At 66.2% G+C, this 25,165-nt stretch carries 21 protein-coding genes; 8 read left to right on the forward strand and 13 right to left on the reverse strand.

Annotated elements, in window-relative coordinates:
* Nucleotides 1–66 precede the first annotated feature (66 nt).
* Nucleotides 67–1,161, reverse strand: coding sequence for a hypothetical protein (locus OIN59_RS00760; protein WP_274106142.1), 1,095 nt, complete (start codon nt 1,159–1,161; stop codon nt 67–69).
* 204 nt (nt 1,162–1,365) lie between these two features.
* Between OIN59_RS00760 and OIN59_RS00765 the strand changes: the two genes are divergently transcribed.
* Nucleotides 1,366–2,010 carry a hypothetical protein gene (locus OIN59_RS00765; protein WP_274106144.1) on the forward strand — a complete coding sequence of 215 codons (645 nt, stop codon included), beginning with the start codon at nt 1,366–1,368 and terminating at the stop codon, nt 2,008–2,010.
* A 91-nt stretch (nt 2,011–2,101) separates the two neighbouring features.
* The gene (locus OIN59_RS00770) at nt 2,102–2,698 is read left to right on the forward strand and encodes a hypothetical protein (RefSeq protein WP_274106146.1); all 597 of its coding nucleotides are present in this window, start codon (nt 2,102–2,104) and stop codon (nt 2,696–2,698) included.
* A gap of 77 nt (nt 2,699–2,775) precedes the next feature.
* Here OIN59_RS00770 and OIN59_RS00775 read toward each other — a convergent pair whose 3' ends face one another.
* The gene (locus OIN59_RS00775) at nt 2,776–3,747 is read right to left on the reverse strand and encodes an IS481 family transposase (RefSeq protein ID WP_274106148.1); all 972 of its coding nucleotides are present in this window, start codon (nt 3,745–3,747) and stop codon (nt 2,776–2,778) included.
* Between the two features lie 202 nt (nt 3,748–3,949).
* Here OIN59_RS00775 and OIN59_RS00780 point away from each other — a divergent pair, with 202 nt between their 5' ends.
* On the forward strand, nt 3,950–4,375 hold the full coding sequence (locus OIN59_RS00780) for a PaaI family thioesterase (RefSeq protein ID WP_121730591.1): 426 nt from the start codon (nt 3,950–3,952) through the stop codon (nt 4,373–4,375).
* A 45-nt stretch (nt 4,376–4,420) separates the two neighbouring features.
* Here OIN59_RS00780 and OIN59_RS00785 read toward each other — a convergent pair whose 3' ends face one another.
* The 5 genes from OIN59_RS00785 to OIN59_RS00805 form a co-directional block, all read right to left on the reverse strand.
* A complete protein-coding gene (locus tag OIN59_RS00785; protein ID WP_274106150.1) occupies nt 4,421–5,791 on the reverse strand; it encodes an SH3 domain-containing protein in 1,371 nt (456 codons plus the stop codon).
* Between the two features lie 146 nt (nt 5,792–5,937).
* Complete coding sequence (locus tag OIN59_RS00790) at nt 5,938–6,975, reverse strand: M48 family metallopeptidase (protein WP_274106152.1); 1,038 nt, start codon at nt 6,973–6,975, stop codon at nt 5,938–5,940.
* Nucleotides 6,976–7,172: 197 nt separating this feature from the next.
* On the reverse strand, nt 7,173–8,633 hold the full coding sequence (gene trhP / locus OIN59_RS00795; protein ID WP_274106154.1) for a prephenate-dependent tRNA uridine(34) hydroxylase TrhP: 1,461 nt from the start codon (nt 8,631–8,633) through the stop codon (nt 7,173–7,175).
* 36 nt (nt 8,634–8,669) lie between these two features.
* The gene (gene ttcA / locus OIN59_RS00800; RefSeq protein ID WP_274106156.1) at nt 8,670–9,620 is read right to left on the reverse strand and encodes a tRNA 2-thiocytidine(32) synthetase TtcA; all 951 of its coding nucleotides are present in this window, start codon (nt 9,618–9,620) and stop codon (nt 8,670–8,672) included.
* Between the two features lie 178 nt (nt 9,621–9,798).
* Nucleotides 9,799–10,863, reverse strand: coding sequence for a homocysteine S-methyltransferase family protein (locus OIN59_RS00805; protein ID WP_274106158.1), 1,065 nt, complete (start codon nt 10,861–10,863; stop codon nt 9,799–9,801).
* Between the two features lie 185 nt (nt 10,864–11,048).
* Between OIN59_RS00805 and recQ the strand changes: the two genes are divergently transcribed.
* On the forward strand, nt 11,049–12,908 hold the full coding sequence (gene recQ / locus OIN59_RS00810; RefSeq protein WP_274107141.1) for a DNA helicase RecQ: 1,860 nt from the start codon (nt 11,049–11,051) through the stop codon (nt 12,906–12,908).
* A 63-nt stretch (nt 12,909–12,971) separates the two neighbouring features.
* Here recQ and ipdC read toward each other — a convergent pair whose 3' ends face one another.
* From ipdC to OIN59_RS00840, 6 genes are all read right to left on the reverse strand, one after another.
* Nucleotides 12,972–14,630 (reverse strand): indolepyruvate/phenylpyruvate decarboxylase, encoded by a 1,659-nt coding sequence (ipdC, locus tag OIN59_RS00815; RefSeq protein ID WP_274106160.1) that lies wholly within the window; start codon nt 14,628–14,630, stop codon nt 12,972–12,974.
* A gap of 167 nt (nt 14,631–14,797) precedes the next feature.
* Entirely contained in the window at nt 14,798–15,445 is a 648-nt protein-coding gene (locus tag OIN59_RS00820) for an anaerobic ribonucleoside-triphosphate reductase activating protein (RefSeq protein ID WP_274107143.1), read from the reverse strand.
* 43 nt (nt 15,446–15,488) lie between these two features.
* Entirely contained in the window at nt 15,489–15,692 is a 204-nt protein-coding gene (gene nrdD / locus OIN59_RS00825) for an anaerobic ribonucleoside-triphosphate reductase (RefSeq protein WP_274106162.1), read from the reverse strand.
* Nucleotides 15,693–15,787: 95 nt separating this feature from the next.
* On the reverse strand, nt 15,788–17,806 hold the full coding sequence (locus OIN59_RS00830) for a ribonucleoside triphosphate reductase (RefSeq protein ID WP_274106164.1): 2,019 nt from the start codon (nt 17,804–17,806) through the stop codon (nt 15,788–15,790).
* A gap of 256 nt (nt 17,807–18,062) precedes the next feature.
* Nucleotides 18,063–18,491: a hemerythrin domain-containing protein gene (locus OIN59_RS00835; protein WP_274106166.1), complete on the reverse strand. Its 429-nt coding sequence runs from the start codon at nt 18,489–18,491 to the stop codon at nt 18,063–18,065.
* Nucleotides 18,492–18,563: 72 nt separating this feature from the next.
* Nucleotides 18,564–20,849: a nitric-oxide reductase large subunit gene (locus OIN59_RS00840; protein WP_274106168.1), complete on the reverse strand. Its 2,286-nt coding sequence runs from the start codon at nt 20,847–20,849 to the stop codon at nt 18,564–18,566.
* A 238-nt stretch (nt 20,850–21,087) separates the two neighbouring features.
* Between OIN59_RS00840 and norR the strand changes: the two genes are divergently transcribed.
* From norR to queC, 4 genes are all read left to right on the forward strand, one after another.
* A complete protein-coding gene (gene norR, locus OIN59_RS00845) occupies nt 21,088–22,653 on the forward strand; it encodes a nitric oxide reductase transcriptional regulator NorR (RefSeq protein ID WP_274106170.1) in 1,566 nt (521 codons plus the stop codon).
* Nucleotides 22,654–22,767: 114 nt separating this feature from the next.
* Nucleotides 22,768–23,967, forward strand: coding sequence for a threonine ammonia-lyase (locus OIN59_RS00850; protein ID WP_274106172.1), 1,200 nt, complete (start codon nt 22,768–22,770; stop codon nt 23,965–23,967).
* Nucleotides 23,968–24,043: 76 nt separating this feature from the next.
* Complete coding sequence (locus tag OIN59_RS00855; protein WP_165836532.1) at nt 24,044–24,190, forward strand: hypothetical protein; 147 nt, start codon at nt 24,044–24,046, stop codon at nt 24,188–24,190.
* Between the two features lie 91 nt (nt 24,191–24,281).
* Nucleotides 24,282–24,992 (forward strand): 7-cyano-7-deazaguanine synthase QueC, encoded by a 711-nt coding sequence (queC, locus tag OIN59_RS00860; protein ID WP_274106176.1) that lies wholly within the window; start codon nt 24,282–24,284, stop codon nt 24,990–24,992.
* The last annotated feature ends 173 nt before the right edge of the window (nt 24,993–25,165 follow it).

Genomic DNA, 25,165 nt, shown 5'->3' on the forward strand with positions numbered 1-25,165 from the left:
GCGCGGCGCTTCGACAGGCTCAGCGTGAACGGTTTGCGTAAGTTCACGCCAAGCACGTGCGCAGCGTCAAGCCCGATCTATCGGAGGCACCGGCTCCACCCGCATGGCGTGGCAAAACGGCTGCTCGCAAGGCGCGCGGCCAGCGTAGGGGCAGCCTGGGGTATCGCAGTGGCCGCGCGCGCGGCGGCGCTGTTCGGCCTCCTCCTCATCGCGCCCGTAGCCGCTGGCCTGCAGCGCCAGCATCTGCAGCCATGGGTCGTTGCGCGCCTGCAGTTGCTCGCGCCCGTACACCAGGCTGGCGGCGGCACCCGCCCACGGGGCCAGCTCCAGCGCCAGCAAAGCACTGGTGTGCCCCCCCACGGGAGCACCACCGTGCGCATCGCCCGCCAGCACCGTCGGTTGCAAGACCAACGCAAACAAGCCGCCCGCCAACGCCTGGGGCCGCCCGGCAAAGGCGGCTTGCAGCGTGCTGGCAGAGCCCGGTGGCGCTGCGGCAGGCGCGGCAGGTTGCGCCTGCAACCACGCCGCTGGCACACGCAGCGTGGAGGAGAAGGCGCGCTCACCCTGCTCGGTAAGCACACGGCCCTGACCCACCAGCCAGGTTTGCAGCGGGGGCACATCGGCATCGGCGGCCACGCCACCGCCCGCCGCAGGCCCCCAGGGCTGCGCCACCACCACGCGCGGTGGCGCCGCAGGGGCAAGCTGCTGCACCAGCGCCTGGAGCAGCCCCCGCATGGCGGGCGACACGCCCTGCGCAGGCCATGCAGCACCCTCCACCGCTTCAGCGCCGCCAGCAGCCGCGGCCGCCAAGGTGGCTGCAGCCGCAGGGGGCAAAGGCGCGGCCCGGGGCGCGGCCGGTGCTGCGTTGCCCTGCGCAACCCCACCCTGGCCTTGCGCCTGCAGCGCCTGGCTGGCGCGGGGCGACAGGCTCACCCGGTCGGCCAGCGCCGGGTCACGGGCCCCCTCGGGCAACGGCGGCGGGGCCAAAGGCGTGGCAGGGATTGGCGTGGGGGACGGCGGAGCCCCAGGGGTGGGCGCCGCCACACCGGTGCCCCCTTTGTCTGCGCCCAGCAGCATGCTTTGCCGCTGCAAAGCAGCTTCGGCCAGCACCTGGGCTGCGGCGGGCACAGGGCTGCGGGGGGGATCCATTTGGATGGACATGGCGGCAAGGCGGTGTGGCTGAACGGTGGGGCGCAAGGCCAAGCCTGGCCCAGTGCAGCGGAGATGCCAGATTCTGTTCCCATTCAACCCGCATGAAAAGCGGCTGCCCAATCACTATCAAAACAATAGCTGCCAGCGCTTTCATATCAAGAGCTAGAGGCACTTTTTATTAACAATCTTACGGGTTTGGCAGACAATCGGCCCATGCCCCACGCTGCGCCACCTACACCGCTGCCCCGCCATCGCCCCAACCCCCACCGCGGCGTGGCGCCCGCGTTGCTCGCCGCCGTGCTGGGCTACCTGCTGCTCAGCGCCTGGGTCTACGCCCCCGCGTGGGAGCGCGCCTTCCGCTCGGACGCCTCGCCCGTGGCCTGGCTGTCGAGTGCGCTGCTGCTCACGCTCAGCATCACCGCCCTGCGGCTGGTGGGCGAACGCGCCCTGCCCCGCCTGCTGGGGGCGTGGCTGGCGGTGGCGTTTTTGGTGCTGGCGCTGGACGAGCAGTTCATGCTGCACGAGCTGTGGAAGTTCCGCTGCCACGAATGGACCGCCGCCTGCCAGTACAGCACCGTGCGCGAGGCCCCCATGCTGGCCGTGGCCGTCATCGGTCTACTCACCCTGGCCTGGCTGCACCGCGCCTTGGGCCACCGCAGCACGCGCGCCCTGCTGTGGGCGGGCCTGGCCGTGGGCTGGCTGGCGATTGGCGTGGACCAGTGGCCTGAAGTGCAACCGCGCCTGCCGTGGCTGCCCGAGTTGCCGCCGCTGCTGGCCACGCTGGAAGAAGGGCTGGAAGTGGTGGCCGAGGCCCTGGTGCTGACAGCGCTGCTGCGGCAGCCGGGCACCCAGGGGTGATCCCACACGGACACAGCACTAAACACTTGCATTCATGAGGCACCGCATGCGCTCCATCCAACGCATTTCCACCACCATCGCTTGCCTAGCCATGGCGGCGGTGGCATACGCCCAGCCGCCTGAATTTGCCAGTGCCAAAGCGGCGGTCGCGGCCCTGTTTCCGCAGCAGACTTTCGTGGAATGGACCTCCACGACGGGCGACTGGAACGGAGATGGCGTCCAGGACCTGGCCCTGCTCCTCAACGAAGTCAATGGACCCTCGGATGCGCCGATGGAAATCCGCCTCGTGGTGCTGACAGGCACGCCAGGCGGCCAGTACACGCTTCTGTCTGCCTCTGCCAGCTATTGCAAGGCACAGAAGTTCTTCAACCTGGAGGCCAAGGGCTCATCGCTTTTTGTCACCGCTGTGGACAAAGCCGAAGGCGATGTGTCGGCTACCACGGCGCTTCAATTCCGTTTCAGCCCACAGCGTGGCGACTTTGAGCTGATCGGCAAGGAAAACCTTTGGGAGGTGCAAGGCAAGGAGTACGGGCGCACCAGCGTCAACTATCTGGCAGGCAAGCTCACGCTCTACGAGCGGGTGAAAGGACGCGTCAAAGTCAACAAGGAAAAGCGCTTTGAGGCACCCAGGCTGGCAAGGCTGAATGGATTTGATTGCAATAGCTACGACGATGGCGTGTCGAATTGAAAACCCGACCGATTTCTTTGGGCCAATGAAGCAATAACCCCCATGTTGACTGTGGCCTCGCGGTGGTTGATGCAGGGCTATTTGTCGCATCCCGGACGATCATATGGCCGCTTGTGAAACAGATCCGGCCTCTCCTGGTACCACTGCTTTATGGCGTGCATCGGCGTGTTGCTCTTGAGCGCTGATTGCGGCAGCTGGTGGTTGTACAAGGCCACATAGCGCAACAAGGTCTGCTCCATATCCTCACGGCTGTTGAATCGGTGGGTCTTCAGAACGTCAGCAATGCGCCCATTAAAGCGCTCCACCATGCCGTTGGTTCTGGGCGTCCTGGGCTGAGTCAGCCGGTGCTCTATGCCCAGCTCCTGGCACAGCTGGTCGAACTCATGGTTGCCGCTGGGTTCGCGTTCCTTGCTGGCAAACAGGCGGTCCGTGAACTCCTTGCCGTTGTCGGTCAGCAGCTTGTTGATCTTGATCGGACAGGCCTTGTGCAGTGCCTTCAGGAAGGCCTGCGCACTGGCAGCCGTCTTGTTGGCATTGAACTGCACAAACACCCAGCGCGTGGCTCTGTCGATGGCCACGAACAGATAGCGCCGACTGCTCTCGTCTTGCATCTGGGGCAGGTACTTCACATCCACGTGCACATAGCCTGGCTCGTAGTTCTTGAAGGCCTTGTAGGCCACAGCAGGCTCCTGGGGCTTGAGGGCGTTGAGGTTGCCCGCTCCATGGCGGCGCAGGCACCTGTCCAGGCCCGAGCGTGAGACATGGGGGCAAATGAACTCGCGCGTGACCGCCAACAGGTCATCCAGGGGCAACAGCAAGGTACGCCGCAGGTGCACCACCACGGTCTCTTGCGCAGGCGTGAGCACGGTCTGCAGACGATGGGCCGTGTGCGAGCGGTCCCCAAAGACGGAGCGCTTCTTCCACTTGTAAACCGTCTGCTCGGTGATGCCAAAGCGCTGGGCCAGGACACTGGCTGTCTCGTCGCTGGCCGCGATCTCGGCGCGCACGGCAGGCGTGGTACGGGCGTTCTTGTGCAGGGCAATCAACATGGCTTCACTCCCCGGGTGGATTGCAACGACTCTATCAACTCTTGCAAAACGGCTCTGGCCATGAAGAGCGGATAGCGGTTTGAGTCTATGCAATCATCCGGGATGCGACAGCTATTGAACAAGATCGCCTGTCGCCGCGTTGACAGCCGCCACACGCGCCCAAACCTACATTGCCGTTGTCCACCTGCCTGGAGGCAACGCGATGCATTCACTTCACGACCCCCTCGCGCAAATTCGCGCAATCAACCAGACTGCCGCCTTCAATCGATGGTGCAACATGGAGGTCATCAGCGCGGAACCCGGCAAGGTCGAAATCGCCATGCCTTGGCGACCGGAAGCCGGCCAGTACGCGGGCTTCTTGCACGCAGGCCTGGTCGGCGCGCTCATCGATACGGCTTGCGGCTTCGCTGCCGCCACGGTGGTCGGGCGGGTGTTGGCATCGCACTATTCGGTCAACTGCCTGCGCCCAGCAGTTGGCGAACGATTCATTGCCCGAGCCCGTGTCGTCAAGCCGGGCAAAACACAGGTCTTCACCGCCTGTGAGTTGTATGCCCAGGCTGGAGGCGCCGAGAAGCTGGTCGCCACCGGTGAAACGCTGCTCTCGGTGGTGACAGGCGAAGTGGCCTGAGCGGTGCTTTCGGTGGGCCAGTTAGTGGCCCAGCCTCCACAAGCATCAAGTGCACTCTTGATCCTCCCAAGCCCCCGCGCGAAACCACTGGCCGTTGATATTGAGGTACCACCGCCAGTCAAAAATCGGCTCTAAGCTCATGCCGCCGGGCGCGGGGGTGTCGATGCGCAGGATGTCTGCAATGCCATCGCGGTCCAGGTCGATTTCATGCACCAGCACGGCGGTGGATTTGCGCTGGGGTTTGGGCCGCTCAGGCGGTTCTGCGGGGATCATCCAACTGGTGGGGTAACGCTGGGTCTTGACCTTCACGGCGTCGGGCGGCAGCTTGCCGGGTACCACGAGGCGCACAAGCACTTCGGCGGTGTCTGGCAGTTTGGCGTAGCCGCGCACCGGCTGGGCTTCTTCGCCAGGGTCGTTGAACCCACGGCCTGGGTAGTGGCCGCCGCAGTAGTGGGCTTCGTTGCTGATGTCCCAATAGCGCTGGCGCATGGCGTGTGCGCCCACCAGGCCCTGGTGGGTGATGGCGTAGAGGCTGAGCGCGGGGGCAAAGGCCTGGTCGGCAGTGCCTACGTCCCAGAAGCCGGTGATGTAGTCGATCTCTGGGCCTTGGTGGCGGGTGAACCGGCCCACGGGCGCCCCCGTGGGGATGACGCTGATGCGCGTGCCCGCCACGGCCGCCAGCCCGTCGGCATCGGTCTCGTGCAGCAGGGCCACGCTGGCGTGGCTGCGAAAGTACGACGGCGCAATCGCAGGCAACACAGGTTTGGTGGCCAGAGGGGCCACGGCAGGCTGGTACTCCGTGCCGCGCGTGGCCAGTTTCAGATCGTCCAGCGGGTTGATGGGGCGGCCTCGGTCGATCTCTTGTTCAGGCCGCAACAGCACGCCAGTGCGCAGCAGCTTTTTGGCGGCTTCAAACTCAGGGCGCGTGGGGTACTGCACTGGCATTTCATGCGCGTGGCTTTTGACCAGCGCGGGCAATTGCAGCGCAGGCGGGCGCGGCAGGGCGTTGCCGTAAGCGCGCAAGCGGTTAGGCGATGGGGCGACCCAGAAGGCACGGGCAGCGTCTTTGCCCGCTTGGGCCAGGGTGAGGGGTTGGTCGGCCAGCAGGTTGCAGGCGATGTGGGCTTGCAGGGGCTCAGGCAAAGGCGGTCCCAAGCGCGCATCGCCTGCGTAGAGCACAGCGCACCAGCCATCGCGTTCGATGAGCTGCTGCAGCACCGTGTTGGCGGGCACCTGGGCCACGATGCGAGACTGCGGCTGGGCCGACTCGCGCAGGTTGACCCATGAGCCCTGCACGTAGCGCGGTTTGGCGGGCGCCACGCCTGGCGCCGTCTGCTGGGCGCTGGCGGGCGACAGGCAACACAAGGACGCCCAGAGGGCAACAACAGACAAACGGAAACGTTCGGGGTGCAGCATGGTCGGTTCGCGGGGGGGGTCGCAAGGGGAACGCGCCCCACAGGCCCGCAGGCGCGTGGTAAACGGCGCCGTGGCATCGTAGTGCAAGGCGCGAACACCCCGCAATGCCGCGTTGCGTGTGCGCCTCGGCGCCTCAGCGCACCGCCTTACCGCTTGAAGAAGCCTGTGGCTGAGGCCTTCCACTTGTCCACCGTGTCAGCGCCTGCCGCCAACAGGGGCTTGGCTGCGGGTGCATCGGCCGCGCCTGCCGCAACTGCGGTGGCATCGGTGCCACCATCGGTTGCATCCGTGGCCGGGGCGGCCAGGGCCTTTGGCTCGCGGTCGTACTGGCCTGCCAGGATCTGGCGGTACGCGTCACTGTGCGCGTACTCTTTGAGGGCCTTCAGGCGCAGCGGGATGAAGGGGTGCGTGGTGCTGGAGTTTTCGAGGATCGACACCAGCAGCACCAGTTTGTTGACCTCTTTGTGGGCCTCGGTCTGTGCAATGGACTCTTCGATGTTGCGCTCGTCCTCGTACCCCGCCACCTTGCCCGAAAGTTGGGCCAGCGCGCTCAGGCCAGGGGCGGCATCTTGCACGCACAGCAGGCCCGCGCGGTCGCAGGTGAATTCGGCGCGGCGGTACCACTCCCAGTAGGCCAGCAGCAGCGGTATGCGCAGCAGGCCCACACCGGGGATGGGCACGACGGACGACAGGATGTCCCAGTAGCGGATCAGCATGTCGCCCAGCTGGCGGTACAGGCCATGCGCGGCCTTGATGTGGCCGATTTCGTGGCCGATGACAAAGCACAGCTCGTCGGGCGTGAGGGCCTCGACCAAGGCGCTGTGCAGCACGATGCAGGTGCGCCGCTGGCCCGAGGTGTAGGCGTTCATCTCCGGGTTGGTGGTGATGTACACATCAGGCACCTTGCACGAGAGGATGGCGCAGCAGCGCTCGACCAGTGTAAACAACGAGCCATAGTTGTTGGCGTTGACCCGCACCATCTGCTCGTTGTTGTTGAGGTGGGTGATCTGCTCGGAGAAATTGGCGTCCAGCCAGGCCAGCAACGGGCCGGCGCCGGGGATGGCCTTGAGCGCGGCCAGGGCCTCCTGGTCACCAGGGTAGGTGAACGAGGTGTAGGAGATGTCGGAGAGAACGACCTGGTGGCTGGAGTACACCAGGGCATCGGCGTGTTTGAGGGCGGGCATGGATCGCTTTCTGTGGGAAGGTCTCAGAGCCGCGATTGTTGCCAGCCCCTGCGGGCTCGCAGGGGCCTGCGCCCGTCAGAAACGCCAGTGCAGTGAACTAGTTCCGCATTGACACATTGAATACCTCGCACATGGGGCACACCGTTGCGTGCGGGCATCACACAGCGGCCCCAGGCGGCATCGCCGCCTTGCCTGGATCAATGCGCGGCCAATGCCGCTTCGGCCGTTGCAGCGGGCGCGACGGGTGGTTGCGACTCGATCACACGGGTCAGCAAGGCGCCGCTGTAGAGCGCAGGCAGCGGAATCCACACGCGCACCGGGCTGCCCTGGGCCACTTGCACGGGCTGGCCTTCCAGGTTGCGCATCTCCTGTAGCCGCACGGTGATGTTGCCGCTGGGGTGCACCACTTCGATCAGGTCGCCCACGGCGAAGTGGTTCTTGGTTTCGACCAGCACCCATTCCTGGTTCAGACCGCTCAGGCCCGCTTCAACCAGGCCCTCGGTGCCGAGCACCTCACCCACGTACTGGCTGCGCTGCGTGAGCGAGTGGCCGCTGATGTAGTTTTGGTAGTCGTTGCTGGGGCGGCGCTCCAGCAGGCCGCCGGTGTAGCCACGGTTGGACAGGCCTTCCAGCTCAATCAGCAGCTCGGGGTTGAAGGGGCGCCCAGCCACAGCATCGTCAATCGCGCGGCGGTACACCTGGGCGGTGCGGGCCACGTAGTACAGGCTCTTGGTGCGGCCTTCGATCTTGAGCGAATCGACGCCGATCTGCGCCAGGCGCGCCACATGCTCCACCGCGCGCAGGTCCTTGCTGTTCATGATGTAGGTGCCGTGCTCGTCTTCCATGATGGGCATCATCTGCCCGGGGCGGCCGGCCTCTTCGATCAGGTAGACCTTGTCGGCCTTGGGGTGGCGCTCGCCGTTGCCGGTGGTGGATGCGAAGGCCTGCTCGGCCTTTTGCTGCGCGGCCTCGAAGTTAAAGTCGCCTTCCATCTTCTGCGCAATCGCTTCGCCGGTGGTGGGGTCGATGTCGGCGTCGTGCGTGGCGTAGTTCCAGCGGCAGGCGTTGGTGCAGGTGCCCTGGTTGGGGTCGCGGTGGTTGAAGTAGCCGCTGAGCAAACACCGGCCCGAGTACGCAATGCACAGCGCGCCGTGCACAAACACTTCCAGCTCCATGTCGGGGCATTCCTGGCGGATTTTCTCAATCTCGTCCAAGCTGAGTTCGCGCGAGAGGATGACGCGCTCCACGCCCATCTTCTGCCAGAACTTCACGGCCGCCCAGTTGGTGGTGTTGGCCTGCACCGAGAGGTGCACCACCTGCTCGGGCCACTTCTCCTTGACCATCATGATCAGGCCCGCATCGGCCATGATGAGGGCGTCGGGCTTGCAGTCGATCACGGGCTCGATGTCGCGCAGGTAGGTGCGGATCTTGTCGTTGTGCGCAATCAGGTTGCTGGTCACAAAGAACTTCTTGCCGCGTGCGTGCGCCTCGTCAATGCCTTGCTTGATCTGCTCCAGGCGGAACTCGTTGTTGCGCGCGCGCAAGGAGTAGCGCGGCTGGCCTGCGTACACGGCATCGGCGCCAAAGTCGTAGGCGGCGCGCATCTTGTCGAGCGAGCCAGCGGGCAGGAGGAGTTCGGGGGCTTTGAGCGTGGTCATGGGGTGGCCCAATAAAAAAATCGTCGGGGGTCGGGTTCAACGGGGCATCAGGGGCAGGCCGCCGAGCATGCCCACGGCCTGGGCTGGAAACTCTTCGGCATCAAACGCCTTGTCGCCATCGGCATCCTGCACGCCGTTGGGCACCAGACCTTTGAAGTCGAACTGGCGCGGGTCCATGAAGTGCGAAGGCACCAGGTTGCGCAGCGCCACGGCCATGTTCTCGATGCGGCCGGGGTAGAGCTGCTGCCAGTCGCGCAGCATCTGGCCGATCTGCTTGCGCTGCAGGTTCTCCTGGTTGCCGCACAGCGAACAAGGGATGATGGGAAATTGCTGGATCTCGGCCCAGCGGGTCAGGTCGCTCTCGGCCACATAGGCCAGGGGGCGGATGATGAGGTGGTCGCCCCGGTCGCTCTGCACCTTGGGCGGCATGCCCTTGAGCTTGCCGCCGAAGAACATGTTCAAAAAGAAGGTCTGCAGCATGTCGTCGCGGTGGTGGCCGAGCGCAATCTTGGTGCAGCCCAGCTCGTCGGCCACACGGTAGAGGATGCCCCTACGCAGGCGGCTGCACAGGCTGCACATGGTCTTGCCTTCGGGGATGTGCTCCTTGACAACGCTGTAGGTGTCCTGCGTTTCGATGTGGAAGGGCACGCCCACCTTCGCGAGGTAGTCGGGCAGCACATGGGCCGGAAAGCCGGGCTGCTTCTGGTCGAGGTTGACGGCCACCAGTTCAAAGCGGTGGCCGTTGCGCTGTTGCAGCTTGTGCAACACGTCGAGCAGGCCATAGCTGTCCTTGCCGCCCGAGACGCACACCATGACCTTGTCACCGTCTTCGATGAGGCCAAAGTCGCCAATGGCCTGGGCCACCTGGCGCACCAGGCGCTTTTCGAGCTTGAGCGCAGCGTGGGCGGCGCCCTTGGCAGCAGCCACTGCGGCTGCGTCGTCGCCTTCAGCGGAGGATTGGGCGGGCGGAGTGGCGGTGTCGAGCATGGGGTGAACGGGCCAGGGACGGAAACGGGAAGGCGCGATGGGCTGGGGACTGCAAGGTTGCCGCACCGGCCACCGCCCTGCAATGGGCTGCCACACTGCGCCAGTGCGGCATTTGCTACTTTTTATATAGCTGCTAGCGCTTATTGAATAAGCGCCAGAGGCCAATTTGACTCCGAACTCAGGCTTCCGCGGGGTAGAACATTTTGCGGGCCGGAACCTTTTCCACCGCCTTCGCGATAGCACCAATGTGGTCGGGCGTGGTGCCGCAGCAGCCGCCCAGAATGTTCACCAGCCCCTCGGCCGCGAACTCGTGCACCAGGCGGCTGGTGATCTCGGGGGTTTCATCAAACCCGGTATCGCTCATGGGGTTGGGCAGGCCCGCGTTGGGGTAGCAGCTGATGAAGGTGTCTTCGGCCACACGGTTCAGCTCCTGGATGTAGGGGCGCATCAGCGTGGCGCCCAGCGCACAGTTCAGGCCAATCGCCAGCGGGCGTGAATGGCGCACGCTGTGCCAGAAGGCAGTCACGGTCTGGCCGCTCAGGATGCGCCCCGAGGCGTCGGTGACGGTACCGCTGATGATCAGCGGCAGGCGCTGGCCGCTCTTTTCAAAGAACTCGTCGATGGCGAACAGCGCGGCCTTGGCGTTCAAGGTGTCGAAGATGGTTTCGACCAGCAGCACGTCGGCACCACCTTCGACCAGCGCCTCGGTCTGGTCGTAGTACGCGGCGCGCAGTTGCTCAAAGTCGATGTTGCGAGCGCCGGGGTCGTTCACGTCGGGGCTGATGCTGGCCGTCTTGGGTGTGGGGCCCAGGGCGCCAACCACAAAGCGGGGCTTGTCGGGCGTGCTGTATTTGTCGCAGGCGGCGCGGGCGAGCTGGGCCGAGCGCAGGTTCATCTCGCGCGCCAACTCGGCCATGTGGTAGTCCTCCTGCGCCACGGTGGTGGCGCCGAAGGTGTTGGTCTCGATGAGGTCGGCGCCAGCGGCCAGGTAGCGCTCGTGGATGTCGCGGATCACGTCGGGCCGGGTGATGCTGAGCAGCTCGTTGTTGCCCTTCACGTCGTACGCAAAGTCCTTGAACCGGTCGCCCGCGCCATCCGGGCCCGTGTAGCCCTCACCCCGGTACTGCGCCTCGCCCAGCTTGAAGCGCTGGATCATGGTGCCCATGGCGCCGTCGAGGATGACGATGCGTTGGGCGAGGATGTCGGGCAGCTGCGCGGCGCGGGTGTAGTGAAGGGCTTGCATAGGCCGCTATTGTAGAAAGTGCGGCCCGGTGCGCGGTGCAGCGCACAATATGCGCCTGCCGCGCGCGGGGCCAGCCCCTGGCGCGCCAAAGAATTCCCGTCCTATCGGCACCAGGCGCTTGCTGGTCATGCGCTGGCAGCTATCAATTTCAGAGTACCCGCTTGTCTTCCCGCCTGTCCCCCGCTTTGTCCCCCGCCCACACCGTCCTGCAGGACGTTTTTGGCTACGAGCAGTTTCGCGGCCCGCAGCAGGCCATCGTCGAGCATGTGATTGCGGGCTGCGACGCGCTGGTGCTCATGCCCACGGGCGGCGGCAAGTCGCTGTGCTACCAGGTGCCGGCCATCGTGCGCCAGCAGCAGGGGCGCGGGGTGACCATCGTGATCTCGCCGCTGATCGCGCTGATGCACGACCAGGTGGGTGCGCTGCACGAGGCGGGGGTGGACGCGGCGTTTCTCAACTCCACGCTGAGCTTTGACGAGGCGCAGGACGTAGAGCTGCGGCTGCAGACCGGCGACATCACCCTGCTATACGCCGCGCCCGAGCGGCTGAACACGCCGCGCTTCCTGGGCCTGCTCGACAGCCTGTACCAGGGCGGGCACCTCTCGCTGTTTGCCATCGACGAGGCACATTGCGTGAGCCAATGGGGCCACGACTTTCGCCCCGAGTACCGAGCGCTCACCGTGCTGCACGAGCGCTATGCGGGGGTGCCGCGCATCGCGCTCACAGCCACGGCGGACGACCTCACGCGCGCCGACATCATCGAGCGCCTGCAGCTCGAAGACGCGCGGCTCTTCATCAGTAGCTTTGACCGGCCCAACATTCGCTACACCATCGTCGAGAAGAAGGACGCCACCACGCAACTGCTGCGCTTCATCGAGCGCGAGCACGCGGGCGAGGCGGGCGTGGTGTATTGCCAGTCGCGCAAGCGCGTGGAAGAGCTGGCCGCCACGCTGAGCGACGCGGGCATCACCGCCCTGCCCTACCACGCGGGGCTGGACACGAAAGTGCGCCAGAAGAACCAGGACCGCTTCCTGCGCGAGGAAGGCATCGTGATGGTGGCCACCATCGCTTTCGGCATGGGCATCGACAAGCCTGATGTACGTTTTGTGGCCCATGTGGACATGCCCAAGAACATCGAGGGCTACTACCAGGAGACGGGCCGCGCAGGCCGCGACGGTCTCAACGCCGATGCCTGGATGGCCTACGGCCTGAACGACGTGGTCAACCAGCGCCGCATGATCGACGAGAGCCCGGCGGGCGAGGAGTTCAAGCAGGCGCTGCGCGGCAAGCTCGACGCGCTGCTGGCGCTGGCCGAGGCCACCGACTGCCGCCGCGTGCGGCTGCTGGCCTACTTTGGCGAAGCCTCCACGCCCTGCGGCAACTGCGACAACTGCCTGACGCCGCCCGCGATCTGGGACGCCACCGACGCGGCGCGCAAGCTGCTGTCCACCATCTACCGCGTCAACCAGGCCAGCGGCATCAGCTTTGGCACGGGGCACATCATGGACATCCTGCGCGGCAAGAAGACCGAGAAGGTCACGCAGTTCGGGCACGAGAAGATTTCCACCTTCGGCATTGGCGCGGACCTGTCGGAGCCGCAACTGCGCGGCGTATTGCGCCAGCTGATCGCCACGGGCGCCCTGGGCCTGCAGAAGGTGATGCTGGACAGCGGCCACAGTTTTGACACGCTGTGCCTCACCGAGGGCTCGCGTGCGGTGCTCAAGGGCGAGGTGCCGGTGCAGCTGCGCGAATCGGTGTCCTCCGCCCCCGCCAAACGCACGCGCAAGGGCAGCGCCCCACCCGCCGCTGCCGCCAACCTGGGGCCCGATGCGCAGGTGCGCTTCATCAACCTCAAGGCCTGGCGCGCCGAGGTGGCGCGCGAGCACAACCTGCCTGCGTATGTGATCTTTCACGACGCCACGCTGGCAGCGATTGCCGAGCGCAACCCTGCTTCGCTGGACGACCTGCAGGGGATCAGCGGAATGGGGGCGAAGAAGCTGGAGGCGTACGGGGCAGACGTGCTGCGCGTGGTGCGCGCGGGTTAGCCAAGCTGCCGAGCGTGGCTGCGCCGCGATGCGTGCAGGGCTACTTGAGCAGATCCCTCGAACTCAGGCGGCCGACGCTGCTCGCGCCCGCAGCGCCCGGATGCCCTCCGAAAACCGCCGCAGTGTGGGTGTGCTGTCACCGGGCGGCACCATCAACTCGATGAGCTGAAAGCGCCCGCGCTCGGCAAACGCAGCATCGAGCGCGGCCTTGAACTGCGCGCGTGTGTGCACCCGGTGGCCGCGCCCGCCCAGGGCATCGGCGGCCTGGGCCAGGTGCCAGTCGCCCAGAGCCGCGCAGCGCGATTCGGTCTGGAAGGCGCGGATCATTTCCCAGGTCTGGTTGTTGAGCACGATGACCACGGGGTCCAGCCCCAGGCGGGGACAGTTGCCCAGCTCCCAGCCCGTCATTTGAAAGGCGCCATCGCCCACCAGGATCAGGCTGCGCTGGCCCGTGGCCACCTGGGCGCCGATGCCAGCCGGCACACCGAAGCCCATGGACGCGTAGTAGCCCGGCGCCACCAGCGGCGTGGGCAGCAGCTCCATGGCGGCAAACAGGCAGTCGCCAATGTCCGCCACGATGTGCATGGGCCCGTGGGCGCGGATGCGGTCATTGAGCGCGCGGGAGAGGTCGGCCGCACACACGGGCGTGTCGTCTGCCACCAGGCCTTCGGGGCAGGTGGGTGGGGGCGGCAGGGCACGCGGCGGCTTGGCGGCGGCGGCCGGGGCGCGGGCCAGCAGCGCCTCCACCAGCGCGGCCAGGGGGATGTCTTGGTACAGGTGGTGGCCCACGCGCGCCTCGCGGTGCGCGGCGATGAGCGCGCGGCGAAAGTCCATGCGCTGGGCGCTCACACCGAAGTTGCTGTCCGACAGGATGGCGCCCAGCATCACGGGCAGGTCGGACTCGTCGAGCAGCGCGCTGGTCTCGGGCGCGCCCGCCACGCCCAGGTAGGTGCCGTGGAAGGGCACACCGGCCGCGCCGCCCTCCGCCGCCAACAGGCCCCGGCCCATGAAGGTGGTGAGCACGGGCAGTTGCAGGCGGCGCGCGAGTTCGGCCACGCGCGACTCCAGGCCAAAGCGGCGCACCTCCACGTCCACCACCAGCACGGGGCGCAGGGCAGCGTCGATGCGCGCCATCCACTCGTCGGCGCATTCGGCCACAGCGGCTGCGTTGAACGGGCTGGGCGGCAGCACGGGCACGTTGTCCATGGGGTGTAGCGTCATGTCGCGCGGCACCTCGATGAGCACGGGCTGCGAGTATTCACGGCAGCTGCGCAGCACGCGGGCCAGCTCCGCAGGCGCGGTGGCAGGGTCGGACAGGCGCACCTGGTCGCAGGTGATCTCGCGGAAGATGCGCCACTGCGAATCGACATGCCGCACCTGGTGGTGCAGCACCAGGCCCGAGTGCGCCTCCACTTCACCAGGGCAACCGGCCAGCACCACCAGCGGCGAGCGCTCGGCATAAGCCCCCGCCACGGCGTTGACCACGTTGAGCGCGCCTGCGCCGTAGGTGACGGCCACCACGCCCAGGCCGCAGTGCATGCGCGCGGCGGCATCGGCGGCAAAGCCCAGCGAGGGCTCGTGGCTGAGCGTGACCAGCGGCAGGATGCCACTCTCCTCGATCTGCGCAAACAAGGGCAGGATGAAATCACCGGGAATGCCAAAGATCTCGCGCGCGCCGTGGTGTTTGAGCGCGTGCAGCAGCTGGAGGCCGAGGGGGTTCATGGAGGATTTCCTAACAAGGTGGTGCCGTTGTGCGGCGGTGGCGCGAATGATCCGCGCGGGCCACCCCCAGCGCCTCTGATGCGCATCAAAGCGTGCGCAGTAGAGGCCATGTTTGCATGTTTATTTCATAGAGTGCATTTGCAACGCAGTAAATTTGTGCACGGCACTCACATCCTGCGCAAGGTGAATCCGGAAAACAGCGCGGCCAGCTGCTGCTGGTGCGCGCCGGTCAGCGCCCAGGCCGGGGCGCCGGGGGTGCTGCATTCCTGCAGCGCCCAGCGGCGCACGCCACGCGCGGCCAGGGCCTGGGCCAGGTTCAGCAGCTCGTCCACGCTGAACAGCCCGGCGTGCCAAGTGGTGCGGCATTCGTGGTCGATGCCGTGGGCCAGCACCGCATCCAGCGCGGCCCAGGCGCGTGCACCGCTGCCGGGCGTAGCGGTGATGGCGTCGTAGCGCTGCGGCAGGGCCTTGATGTCCAGGCCCACCCAGTCCAGCTGCGGCAGCAGCGCCGCCAGCCGCTCGGGGTACATGCCGCCAGTGTGCAGGGCGGTCTGCAGGCCCAGGCTGCGCACTGCGTTCAGCGCCGCGCCCAGGCCCGCCTGCAGCGTGGGCTCGCCACCCGAGAACACGACACCGTCCAGCAGACCACGGCGCTTGTGCAAAAAGGCCAGCGCCTGCGCCCAGGGCAGCGCCCCCGCGGCGGTGGCATCCAGCAGTTCCGGGTTGTGGCAATAGCCGCAGCGCCAAGGACAGCCCTGGCAATACAAAACGGCCGCAAGGCGGCCGGGGAAGTCGATGGTGGTGAGCGGCGTCATGCCGCCCAGCCGCAGCGCGGGCGCGGGCGCGGGCGACCTTGCCTCAGCAGGCGTTGCTGCTGCAGCCACGGCCCAACTCGGCAAAGAAACGGCGCTCGGCGTGCTCGCCCTGCTTGCCCGTGTTAAAGCTGGCCACGGGGCGGTGGTAGCCCATCACGCGGGTCCAGACCTCGCAGGGCTGGCGCTCGTCGTTGGTGAGCTGCACGGCGGCGAGGGCGGCCTGTTCGGGGGTAGAAAAATGGCTCATGTAAACTCCTTCAGGGTTAAAAAATGCTTCTATATTGATAGCTATCAGCGCTTTATTGATAAGCGCTATAGGCCAATTTGGCTTGAAATCCGAGGTCAGGCCGCCAGACGGCGCCGCTTGGCGTCCAGGCGCTCTTCGTCGCAGCGCGGGCAGAACGGGTGCTCGCCCGCCAGGTAGCCGTGCGTGGGGCAGATGGAGAACGTGGGCGTGACGGTGATGTACGGCAGGCGAAAGCGCGTGAGTGCGCGCTTGACCAGCTCGCCGCAGGCCGCGCCGGTGGACAGGCGCTCGCCCATGTACAGGTGCAGCACGGTGCCGCCGGTGTATTTGGACTGCAGCTGCTCCTGCCGCATCAGCGCTTCGAACGGGTCGTCGGTGAAGCCCACGGGCAACTGCGACGAGTTGGTGTAGTAAGGCTGCTCGGCCGTGCCCGCCTGCAGGATGCCGGGCCAGCGCTTTTTGTCTTCTTTGGCAAAGCGGTAGGTGGTGCCCTCGGCGGGCGTGGCCTCCAGGTTGTAGAGGTGGCCGGTTTCTTCCTGAAACTGCGTCATGCGCTCGCGCACGTGGTCGAGCAGGCGCACGGCAAAGGCGTGGCCCCAGTCGCTGGTGATGTCGTGCTGGTCCGCCGTGAAGTTGCGCACCATCTCGTTGATGCCGTTCACGCCCAGCGTGCTGAAGTGGTTGCGCAGCGTGCCCAGGTAACGCTTGGTGTAGGGGAACAAGCCCTGGTCCATCAGGCGCTGGATGAGCTTGCGTTTGGTCTCCAGGCTTTGTTTGCCCAGTTCCATCAGACGGTCGAGCGCGGCGAGCAGGCCCGCTTCGTCGCCCGCATGCTGGTAGCCTAGGCGCGCGCAGTTGATGGTGACCACGCCCAGGCTGCCCGTCTGCTCGGCGCTGCCGAACAGGCCGTTGCCACGCTTCAAGAGTTCACGCAGATCGAGCTGCAGGCGGCAGCACATGGAGCGCACCATGTTCGGCTCCAGCTCGGAGTTGATGAAGTTCTGGAAGTACGGCAGGCCGTACTTGGCCGTCATCTCGAACAGCAGCTGCGCGTTCTCGCTCTCCCACGGAAAATCCTTGGTGATGTTGTACGTGGGGATAGGGAAGGTGAACACGCGGCCCTTGGCATCGCCCGTGGTCATCACGTCGATGTAGGCGCGGTTGATGAGGTCCATCTCCACCTGCAAATCACCGTACGCGAAGGGCATCTCTTTGCCAGCGATCACGGGCACCTGCTCGCGCAGGTCCTCGGGGCAGGTCCAGTCGAAGGTGAGGTTGGTGAACGGCGTCTGTGTGCCCCAGCGCGAGGGCACGTTCAGGTTGTAGACCAGCTCCTGGATGCACTGGCGCACTGCGGCGTAGTCCATGGCATCAACGCGAACAAAGGGCGCCATGTAGGTATCGAACGACGAGAACGCCTGCGCACCCGCCCACTCGTTCTGCAGCGTGCCCAGAAAGTTCACGATCTGCCCCACGGCGGAGCTCATGTGCTTGGGCGGCCCCGCCTCCACCTTGCCCGGCACGCCGTTCAGGCCCTCGTGCAGCAGCGTGCGCAGCGACCAGCCCGCGCAGTAGCCGCTGAGCATGTCGAGGTCATGGATGTGGATGTCACCGTTGCGGTGCGCCTCGCCAATCTCGGGCGTGTAGACATGCGACAGCCAGTAGTTGGCCGTGACCTTGCCCGCCACGTTCAGGATCAGCCCGCCCAGCGAGTAGCCCTGGTTGGCGTTGGCGTTCACGCGCCAGTCGGCGCGCGTGAGGTATTCATTGATGGAGCTTTCCACATCGACCAGCGTCTGCTTGTCCGCGCGCAGCGTGGCGTGCTGCTCGCGGTAGACGATGTAGGCGCGCGCGGTGGCCAGGTGGTTGGCGGCGATGAGCGTCTGCTCGGCCACGTCCTGAATCTGCTCCACCGTGGGGGCTTCGCCATGGAAGCGGTGGATCAGCACCTTGGTGACCTGCGCAGTGAGCAACGCGGCTTCTTCGGCGCCATATTCGCCCGAGGCTTGGCCCGCAGTGGCCAACGCGGAGCGGATGCGTTCGGTATCAAAAGGAACGCGCTGGCCACTGCGCAGCACAACATCGCGGGGCAAGGTGACAAGGGTGGACGCCATGGGTTCGACCAATCTATGGAACGGGTTAAAAACACTACCTATGGTGTCCACGATACCCATCAAACACTATAGGTAGTTTGACCCAACACAAGCGGGGAGGTAAGCAGGGGTAAAAAAAAGCCGGCGCAAAGGCCGGCGAAAGGAAGGTGCCGTCAGGCCCTACCGATGGATTCAATGGATGGAACAGGCGTCCTTCAGGGACAAGGGATGTGCCACAAGCTCAGCCCGAACGGTTCGGAGGTGGGTGACGCCAGATTCAGAAGCAGCCAGCGGTCTCCTCCTCTTCGATGCGGGGATAGAAGTCATGGTCCTCGCGCTGCATGCGCTCGAACACGCGGCGCAGCACCACGTTGGCCTCGTCCCGAAAACCCTGCGCATCGCGGCGCACGGCCTCGGCGGTGTTCCAGCGGCGCGCAAAGGCGTCGTAGGCGCTGGCTATCGAGGCCATCTCGTTCTGGTACTGGCGGCCCAGGCGCGCCAGTTCGGCGTTGCCGCCGCGCTGCAGTGCGGGGTACAGCACCTGATCTTCCACCGCCAGGTGCAGCTTGATGGTGCCGCTCATGGCCACGATGCCCTGGGCAATGGCCGTGGCGTTGGCCTGCGCACCTGCCTGCGCCAAGGCACGCAAGGTGGCGATGCTGCGCAGGATGTCGGTGTGCTGGTGCTTGAATTTGTCGAGGTTCATGGTCAGTCCTTGTGGGATGAATGAAGGGCCTGCGCTGCTGCCGAGGGTGGTGGCCGCAGCGCGTGGCGCGGGTCAGCGGCGGGACTCCGCCAGGTAAACGCCTGCGTGTGCCGCCGGGGCCCGCGAACCGAACACACCGCTCACCACCTGCCAGGCCATGGCCAGCGCGCCAACGATGAAGACCACGTCGCCAAAGGTGCGCACCCAGCGCAGGGTCTGCATAAAGGGCTGCTGCATGAAGGCTTCGCCCCGGGCGTACCACAGGCCTTCGCTCACGCTGGCGTGGAACTGGAACAGCCCGATGGGCAGCAGGCTGGTGGCAATCATCAGCACCAGGCCCGCGTTGAGCCACCAGAAGCCCGTCTTCATGAGCCGCTCGCTGAACACCAGCTGCGGCCGGATGTAGCGCAGCACCAGCAGCGTGAAGCCCAGCGCCAGGAAGCCATACACCCCGAACAGCGCAGCATGGGCGTGCACCGGCGTGGTGTTCAGGCCCTGCACGTAGTACAGCGAGATGGGCGGGTTGATCATGAAGCCGAAGACGCCCGCGCCCAGCATGTTCCAGAAGGCCACGGCCACGAAGCACATCAGCGGCCAGCGCAGACGGGCCATCCAGGGTGTGCGGTGCTGCAGGCGCCAATGTTCCCAGGCCTCGTGGCCCAGCACGACCAGCGGCACCACTTCGAGCGCGCTGAAGGCTGCGCCCACCGCCATCACCGGGGTGGTGGTGCCCGCGAAGTACAGGTGATGGAAGGTGCCGGGCACGCCACCCAGCATGAACAGCGAGGCCGAGGCCAGGCTGGCCGTGGTGGCCATGCGTACCGACACCAGCCCCAGCGTCGAGAAGATGAAAGCCAGTGCCGTGGTGGCGAAGACTTCGAAGAAGCCCTCGACCCACAGGTGCACCACCCACCAGCGCCAATACTCCATCACCGACAGGTGGGTACGCTCGCCATAGAAGAAGCCCGCGCCATAGAACAGGCCAATGGCCACCACCGACGCCGTCAACAGCGCCAGCAGGTTCTTGTCGCCGCCGGGCGTGCGCAGCGCCGGCACAATGCCGCGCAGCATGAGCACCAGCCAGAAGGCGATGCCGGTGAACTTGCCGATCTGCCACAGGCGGCCCAGGTCCACGTATTCATAGCCCTGGTGGCCCAGCCAGAAGTTCCACTCGGGCGGCATGATCTGCGCGATGGCCAGGTAGTTGCCCACGAATGAGCCGACCACCACAACCACCAGCGCCCAGAACAGGATGTCCACGCCCAGCTTTTGGTAGGCCGGGTCCTTGCCGCCGTTGATGAGCGGCGCGAGGAACAGGCCCGCAGCCAGGAAGCCCGTGGCGATCCAGAACAGCGCGCTCTGGATGTGCCAGGTGCGCACCAGCGAATACGGGAACCACTGCGACACGTTGATGCCGTAGAACTGCTGGCCCTCTACCGTGTAGTGCGCCGTGAAGCCGCCCAGCAGCACCTGGAAGCTGAACAGCGCGACGATGAGGAACAGATACTTTCCCAGCCCGCGCTGCGACGGCGTGAGCGGCACGCGCGAGAGCGGGTCGTGCTGGGGTGGTGTGGGCTCCACCTCGTCGTGTTTGCGCAGGAAGGCCCAGCCCCACACGAGGAAGCCCACGCCCGCCATCATCACGACCACGCTCATCACCGACCAGACCATGTTCTCGGCCGTCGGCTTGTTGCCGATCAGCGGCTCGTGGGGCCAGTTGTTGGTGTACGTTGCTGTCGTTCCGGGGCGCTCGGTGGCGGCGGCCCAGGCCGTCCAGAAGAAGAAACCCGTCATCTGCGCGCGCCGCTCGGCGCTGGGCAGGGTGTTCTCCTTCATCGCGAAGTGCTCTCGGGTCTTGTGCAGCGCGGGCACGTCGCTGAAAAGCTGGTCGTAGTACAGCGCCGTCATCGCAATGGCATCCGCACGCACCGAGGACACCGTGGCCACGCCCGTCTCAGGGTTGTAGGTGTTGGTGCGGTACTCGGTCTTCATGCGGTCGCGCAGCACGGCCTGTGCGGCGGCGTCGATGTCTGCAAACGGCTTGCCATGGGTGCGCTCGGACGCCACTTCCAGCCAGTTGAGCAGCTCGCGGTGCAGCCAGTCGGCCGTCCAGTCAGGTGCTTGGTACGCGCCATGGCCCCAGATGGAACCCAGTTGCATGCCGCCCACCGATTGCCAGGCGGTCTGTCCGTCGAGGATGCTGTCGTGGGTGTAGAGAACTTCGCCCCCGGCCGTGGCGATCTTGGCGGGGATGGGCGGCGCGGTGCGGTAGACCTCGGCGCCGTAGTAGCCCAGCAGGCTGAAGGTGACGATGAGCACGCCGATCAGCGTGAACCAGAGCTTGCGGTAGTTACCCATGGCGGGCCTCCTGCTTCAGCAGCACAACAACGGAGGGGCGGCGCCAGCGTGCGCTGGCGGCATGGGGTCGGGGTTTTGTGGTCATGGCTTTTCTGAACGAGTGAATGGGTGTCACTGACCCCATCGCAAGCGCCGGGCCAGGGCTGAAGGCCCATCAAATCAACCACTTACATCGGTCATGGTTTTTTTAACCATTCACAAATAGGGTTTAATTCACCTAATAAAGGTAAATTTCACCATGGACCACAGCCCCCTGCTGGCCGACCTGGCCATCGACCTGCCCCAGGCCGTGCGCCTACAGCGACTGGTAGACCACCTGCGCACCTGCTTTCATTGCGGGGCCGTGGCGCTGCTGCAGCTGGAAGAAGACCACCTGCGCCCCGTGGCCGTGGAGGGCCTGGTGCGCGAGGCGCTGGGCCGACGCTTTTCGGTCGGCCAGCACCCCCGGCTTGCAGCCATCCTGGCGCGGCGCGAGGTGACCTGTTTTGACCACGACAGCACCCTGCCCGACCCCTACGACGGCCTGCTCGACACTCTGGTGGGCGAGCCCCTGCCTGTGCACGACTGCATGGGCGTATGCCTGCAGGTAGACGGCCAACCCTGGGGCGTGCTGACGCTCGACGCACTGCAGACCGGCACCTTTGGCGAGGCCGCACGCGCCGCGCTGGCCGACTGCAAGGTGCTGGTGGAGGCGGCCGTGCGCATCTCGCGGCTGGAGCGCGAGGTGCAGGCGCTGCGCAGTGCCCCCCACACCCGCAGCGCCGACGACGAGCGCACCACCCGCGCGGGCGATGGCGACATGGAGATCGTTGGCCAGAGCGAGCCCCTGCTGCGCCTGCTGCACGAGCTCACGGTGGTGGCGGGCTCGGACCTGCCCGTGCTGTTGCTGGGCGAAACCGGTGTGGGCAAGGAGCTGTTCGCGCGCCTGCTGCACCGCCAGTCCACGCGCGCTACCCGCCCGCTGGTGCACGTGAACTGCGCGGCGCTGCCGGAGTCGCTGGCCGAGAGCGAGCTGTTTGGCCATGTGCGCGGCGCGTTCTCGGGCGCGGTGACTGACCGGCCGGGGCGCTTTGAGGCGGCCGAGGGCGGCACGCTGTTCCTTGATGAGGTGGGCGAGCTGCCCCTGGCCGTGCAGGCCAAGCTGCTGCGCACGCTGCAAAACGGCGAGATCCAGCGCCTGGGCGCCGACCGCCCGCGCCGCGTGGACGTGCGCGTGATCGCCGCCACCAACCGCAACCTGCGCGACCAAGTGCGCGATGGCGCGTTCCGCGCCGACCTGTACCACCGGCTGTCGGTGTACCCCGTACCCATCCCGCCGCTGCGCGAACGGGGCAACGATGTGCTGCTGCTGGCAGGCCGCTTTCTGGAGCTGAACCGCGCCCGCCTGGGCCTGCGCAGCTTGCGGCTGTCGGCCAGCGCGCAGGACGCTCTGCGCCGCTACCCCTGGCCCGGCAACATCCGCGAGCTGGAGCATGTGGTCAGCCGCGCCGCGCTCAAGGCCCTGAGCCGGGGCGTGAACCGCGCCGACATCGTGACGCTGGAACCCGCGCTGCTTGACCTGGACGCCGACGCCGCCAGCGTGGCCCATACCCCGCTGGACGCGGGCGCCCCCGCCTCGGCCACCGAGCCGCCCACCACCGCCACCCCCGACGGCCCGCTGCGCGACGCCGTGGATGCCTGCCAGCGGCTCGCCATCACGCAGGCCCTGGCCCGCCACCAGGGCAACTGGGCCCAGGCCGCGCGTGCGCTGGAGGTGGACGCGAGCAACCTGCACAAGCTGGCGCGCAGGCTGGGGATTAAATAAGTAACTTCAAAAATGATAGCTGCTAATGCTTAATAGATAAGCGCCTGAGGCCGATTTGATGCCAAATCACACACCACAGGGCCGCTGCGAACGCCACTGCGCCACAATCGGCCCATGCTGACCCTTCAAGACATCCGCGACGCCGCCACCCGCCTACAAGGCCACGTGCTGGACACTCCGTGCGTTGAATCCAAGACGCTTTCGCAAATCGTGGGCGCGCAGGTGTTTCTCAAGTTCGAGAACCTGCAATTCACCGCCTCTTTCAAGGAACGCGGCGCCTGCAACCGGCTCACGCTGCTGACCGACGCAGAGCGCGCACGCGGCGTGGTGGCCATGAGCGCGGGCAACCATGCGCAGGGCGTGGCGTACCACGCGCAGCGACTGGGCCTGCGTGCCGTGATCGTGATGCCGCGGTTTACCCCCGGCGTGAAGGTGGAACGCACGCGTGGCTTTGGCGCCGAGGTGGTGCTGCATGGCGACACGCTGGAAGAAGCCCGCGCCCACGCCTACGCGCTGGCCGATGCGCAAGGCCTGACCTTTGTGCACCCGTATGACGATGAAGGCGTGGCCGCCGGCCAGGGCACGTTGGGCCTGGAGATGCTGCAGGCCGTGCCCGACCTGGACACGCTGGTGATCGCCGTGGGCGGCGGCGGGCTGATCTCGGGCGTGGCCACGGCGGCCAAGGCGCTCAAGCCCGGCATCGAGATCATTGGCGTGCAAACCATGCGGTTTCCGGCCATGGTGAATGCGGTGAAGGGCACCCACCACCCGCAGGGCACCTCCACCATCGCAGAGGGCATCGCCGTAGGCACGCCGGGCAAGATCACGCAAGAGATCGTCAAGCGCCTGGTGGACGACCTGGTGCTGGTGGACGAAGGCGACATCGAGCAGGCGGTGCTGATGCTGCTGGAGATTGAAAAGACGCTGGTCGAAGGCGCAGGCGCTGCAGGCCTGGCGGCGCTGGTGCGCTACCCCGAGCGCTTCAAGGGCAAGCGCGTGGGCCTGGTGCTGTGCGGCGGCAACATCGACCCGCTGCTGCTGGCGGCGATCATTGAGCGCGGCATGGTGCGTTCGGGGCGCCTGGCTCGCATCAAGGTCAGCGCGCGCGATGTGCCTGGCGTGCTCGCGCGCATCACCGCCACCGTGGCCGACGCGGGCGCAAACATCGAGGAGGTGCACCACCAGCGCGCCTTCACCATGCTGGCCGCGCAGAACGTGGAGATCGAACTGGTGCTGCAAACCCGGGGCAAAACCCATGTGGATGAGGTGCTGGGCCAGCTGCGCTCTGCGGGCATGCAGGCCGACCTGATCTGAGAGGCCACAAGGTTTTACGCGCCGCGCAGGTTCTCGCGGCTAGAATTGCGCAAGTTTTAAGCATCTGGAGCCCACCATGTCTGACCACAACACCTCGCACGCCCCCGCAACGCCATCGAACGACCCCGTGGAAAACGTCGTTCACGTGGTCCCCGTGGTGCTGCCTGTGGTGGGCGGCATCATGATGTTCCTGCTGGCGTTCATCGCCGTGATGATGGCCTGACCGCTTCGGCAGCCATCGCACCAGCCCCGCAGCGCGGGGCTTTTTTTCGTCCCCCACCACCCCTTATCCCCGTCTGACCTGGAGAGCTCCCATGAGACCCGGACACGCACTCGTTTTATTTTCCGGCGGTCAGGACTCCACGACCTGCCTGGCCTGGGCGCTGGAAAACTTTGCCCATGTCGAAACCATCGGGTTTGACTACGGCCAACGCCACCACATCGAGCTGCAGGCGCGGCAGACGGTGCTGTCGTCGCTGCGCGCGCAGTTTCCGCATTGGAGCGCACGGTTGGGCGACGACCACATGCTCGACCTGTCGGTGCTGGGCCATATCAGTGACACCGCCCTGACCAGCGACACCGAGATCCAGATGACCGCCGCCGGCCTGCCCAACACCTTTGTGCCTGGGCGCAACCTGCTGTTCTTCCAGTTGGCTGCCGCCGTGGGCTACCGGCGGGGCCTGCACACGCTGGTGGGCGGCATGTGCGAAACCGACTTCTCGGGCTACCCTGACTGCCGCGACGACACGCTCAAGGCGCTACAGGTGGCGGTGTCGCTGGGCATGGGCCAGCGTTTCACCATCGATACCCCGCTCATGTGGCTGGACAAGGCCGAGACCTGGGAACTGGCCCGCTCCCTTGGCGGGCAGGCGCTGGTCGATCTGATCGTGAACGACTCGCACACCTGCTACCACGGCGTGCGCGACACGCTGCATGCCTGGGGCTATGGCTGTGGCACCTGCCCAGCCTGCGCGCTGCGCAAGGCCGGCTTTGAGCGCTGGGTCGGTGCGGCCACCGCCACGTAGCCCAAGAGCTCTAGGGGCGCAAATTTTATTGCATAACCCTATGTTTTTTTTGCATGGTTTTACCCCCTGTCTGACAGACAAACGGGCGGCAGATTCATAAAATCGACATCCCAGCCGACCCGCGGAATCCGTGGAACTAGCCTCCACCCGTGGGGCCGACACACGCTCCCGCC

The organism is Acidovorax benzenivorans (assembly GCF_028680575.1).
GTDB classification, from domain to species: Bacteria; Pseudomonadota; Gammaproteobacteria; order Burkholderiales; family Burkholderiaceae_C; genus Acidovorax; species Acidovorax benzenivorans.

Bases quoted from the DNA above. Each gene is read 5' to 3' on its own strand.
- OIN59_RS00760 (WP_274106142.1), bottom strand. From the start codon at position 1,161: ATGTCCATCCAAATGGATCCCCCCCGCAGCCCTGTGCCCGCCGCAGCC.
- OIN59_RS00765 (WP_274106144.1), top strand. From the start codon at position 1,366: ATGCCCCACGCTGCGCCACCTACACCGCTGCCCCGCCATCGCCCCAAC.
- OIN59_RS00770 (WP_274106146.1), top strand. From the start codon at position 2,102: ATGGCGGCGGTGGCATACGCCCAGCCGCCTGAATTTGCCAGTGCCAAA.
- OIN59_RS00775 (WP_274106148.1), bottom strand. From the start codon at position 3,747: ATGTTGATTGCCCTGCACAAGAACGCCCGTACCACGCCTGCCGTGCGC.
- OIN59_RS00780 (WP_121730591.1), top strand. From the start codon at position 3,950: ATGCATTCACTTCACGACCCCCTCGCGCAAATTCGCGCAATCAACCAG.
- OIN59_RS00785 (WP_274106150.1), bottom strand. From the start codon at position 5,791: ATGCTGCACCCCGAACGTTTCCGTTTGTCTGTTGTTGCCCTCTGGGCG.
- OIN59_RS00790 (WP_274106152.1), bottom strand. From the start codon at position 6,975: ATGCCCGCCCTCAAACACGCCGATGCCCTGGTGTACTCCAGCCACCAG.
- trhP (WP_274106154.1), bottom strand. From the start codon at position 8,633: ATGACCACGCTCAAAGCCCCCGAACTCCTCCTGCCCGCTGGCTCGCTC.
- ttcA (WP_274106156.1), bottom strand. From the start codon at position 9,620: ATGCTCGACACCGCCACTCCGCCCGCCCAATCCTCCGCTGAAGGCGAC.
- OIN59_RS00805 (WP_274106158.1), bottom strand. From the start codon at position 10,863: ATGCAAGCCCTTCACTACACCCGCGCCGCGCAGCTGCCCGACATCCTC.
- ipdC (WP_274106160.1), bottom strand. From the start codon at position 14,630: ATGAACCCCCTCGGCCTCCAGCTGCTGCACGCGCTCAAACACCACGGC.
- OIN59_RS00820 (WP_274107143.1), bottom strand. From the start codon at position 15,445: ATGACGCCGCTCACCACCATCGACTTCCCCGGCCGCCTTGCGGCCGTT.
- nrdD (WP_274106162.1), bottom strand. From the start codon at position 15,692: ATGAGCCATTTTTCTACCCCCGAACAGGCCGCCCTCGCCGCCGTGCAG.
- OIN59_RS00830 (WP_274106164.1), bottom strand. From the start codon at position 17,806: ATGGCGTCCACCCTTGTCACCTTGCCCCGCGATGTTGTGCTGCGCAGT.
- OIN59_RS00835 (WP_274106166.1), bottom strand. From the start codon at position 18,491: ATGAACCTCGACAAATTCAAGCACCAGCACACCGACATCCTGCGCAGC.
- OIN59_RS00840 (WP_274106168.1), bottom strand. From the start codon at position 20,849: ATGGGTAACTACCGCAAGCTCTGGTTCACGCTGATCGGCGTGCTCATC.
- norR (WP_274106170.1), top strand. From the start codon at position 21,088: ATGGACCACAGCCCCCTGCTGGCCGACCTGGCCATCGACCTGCCCCAG.
- OIN59_RS00850 (WP_274106172.1), top strand. From the start codon at position 22,768: ATGCTGACCCTTCAAGACATCCGCGACGCCGCCACCCGCCTACAAGGC.
- OIN59_RS00855 (WP_165836532.1), top strand. From the start codon at position 24,044: ATGTCTGACCACAACACCTCGCACGCCCCCGCAACGCCATCGAACGAC.
- queC (WP_274106176.1), top strand. From the start codon at position 24,282: ATGAGACCCGGACACGCACTCGTTTTATTTTCCGGCGGTCAGGACTCC.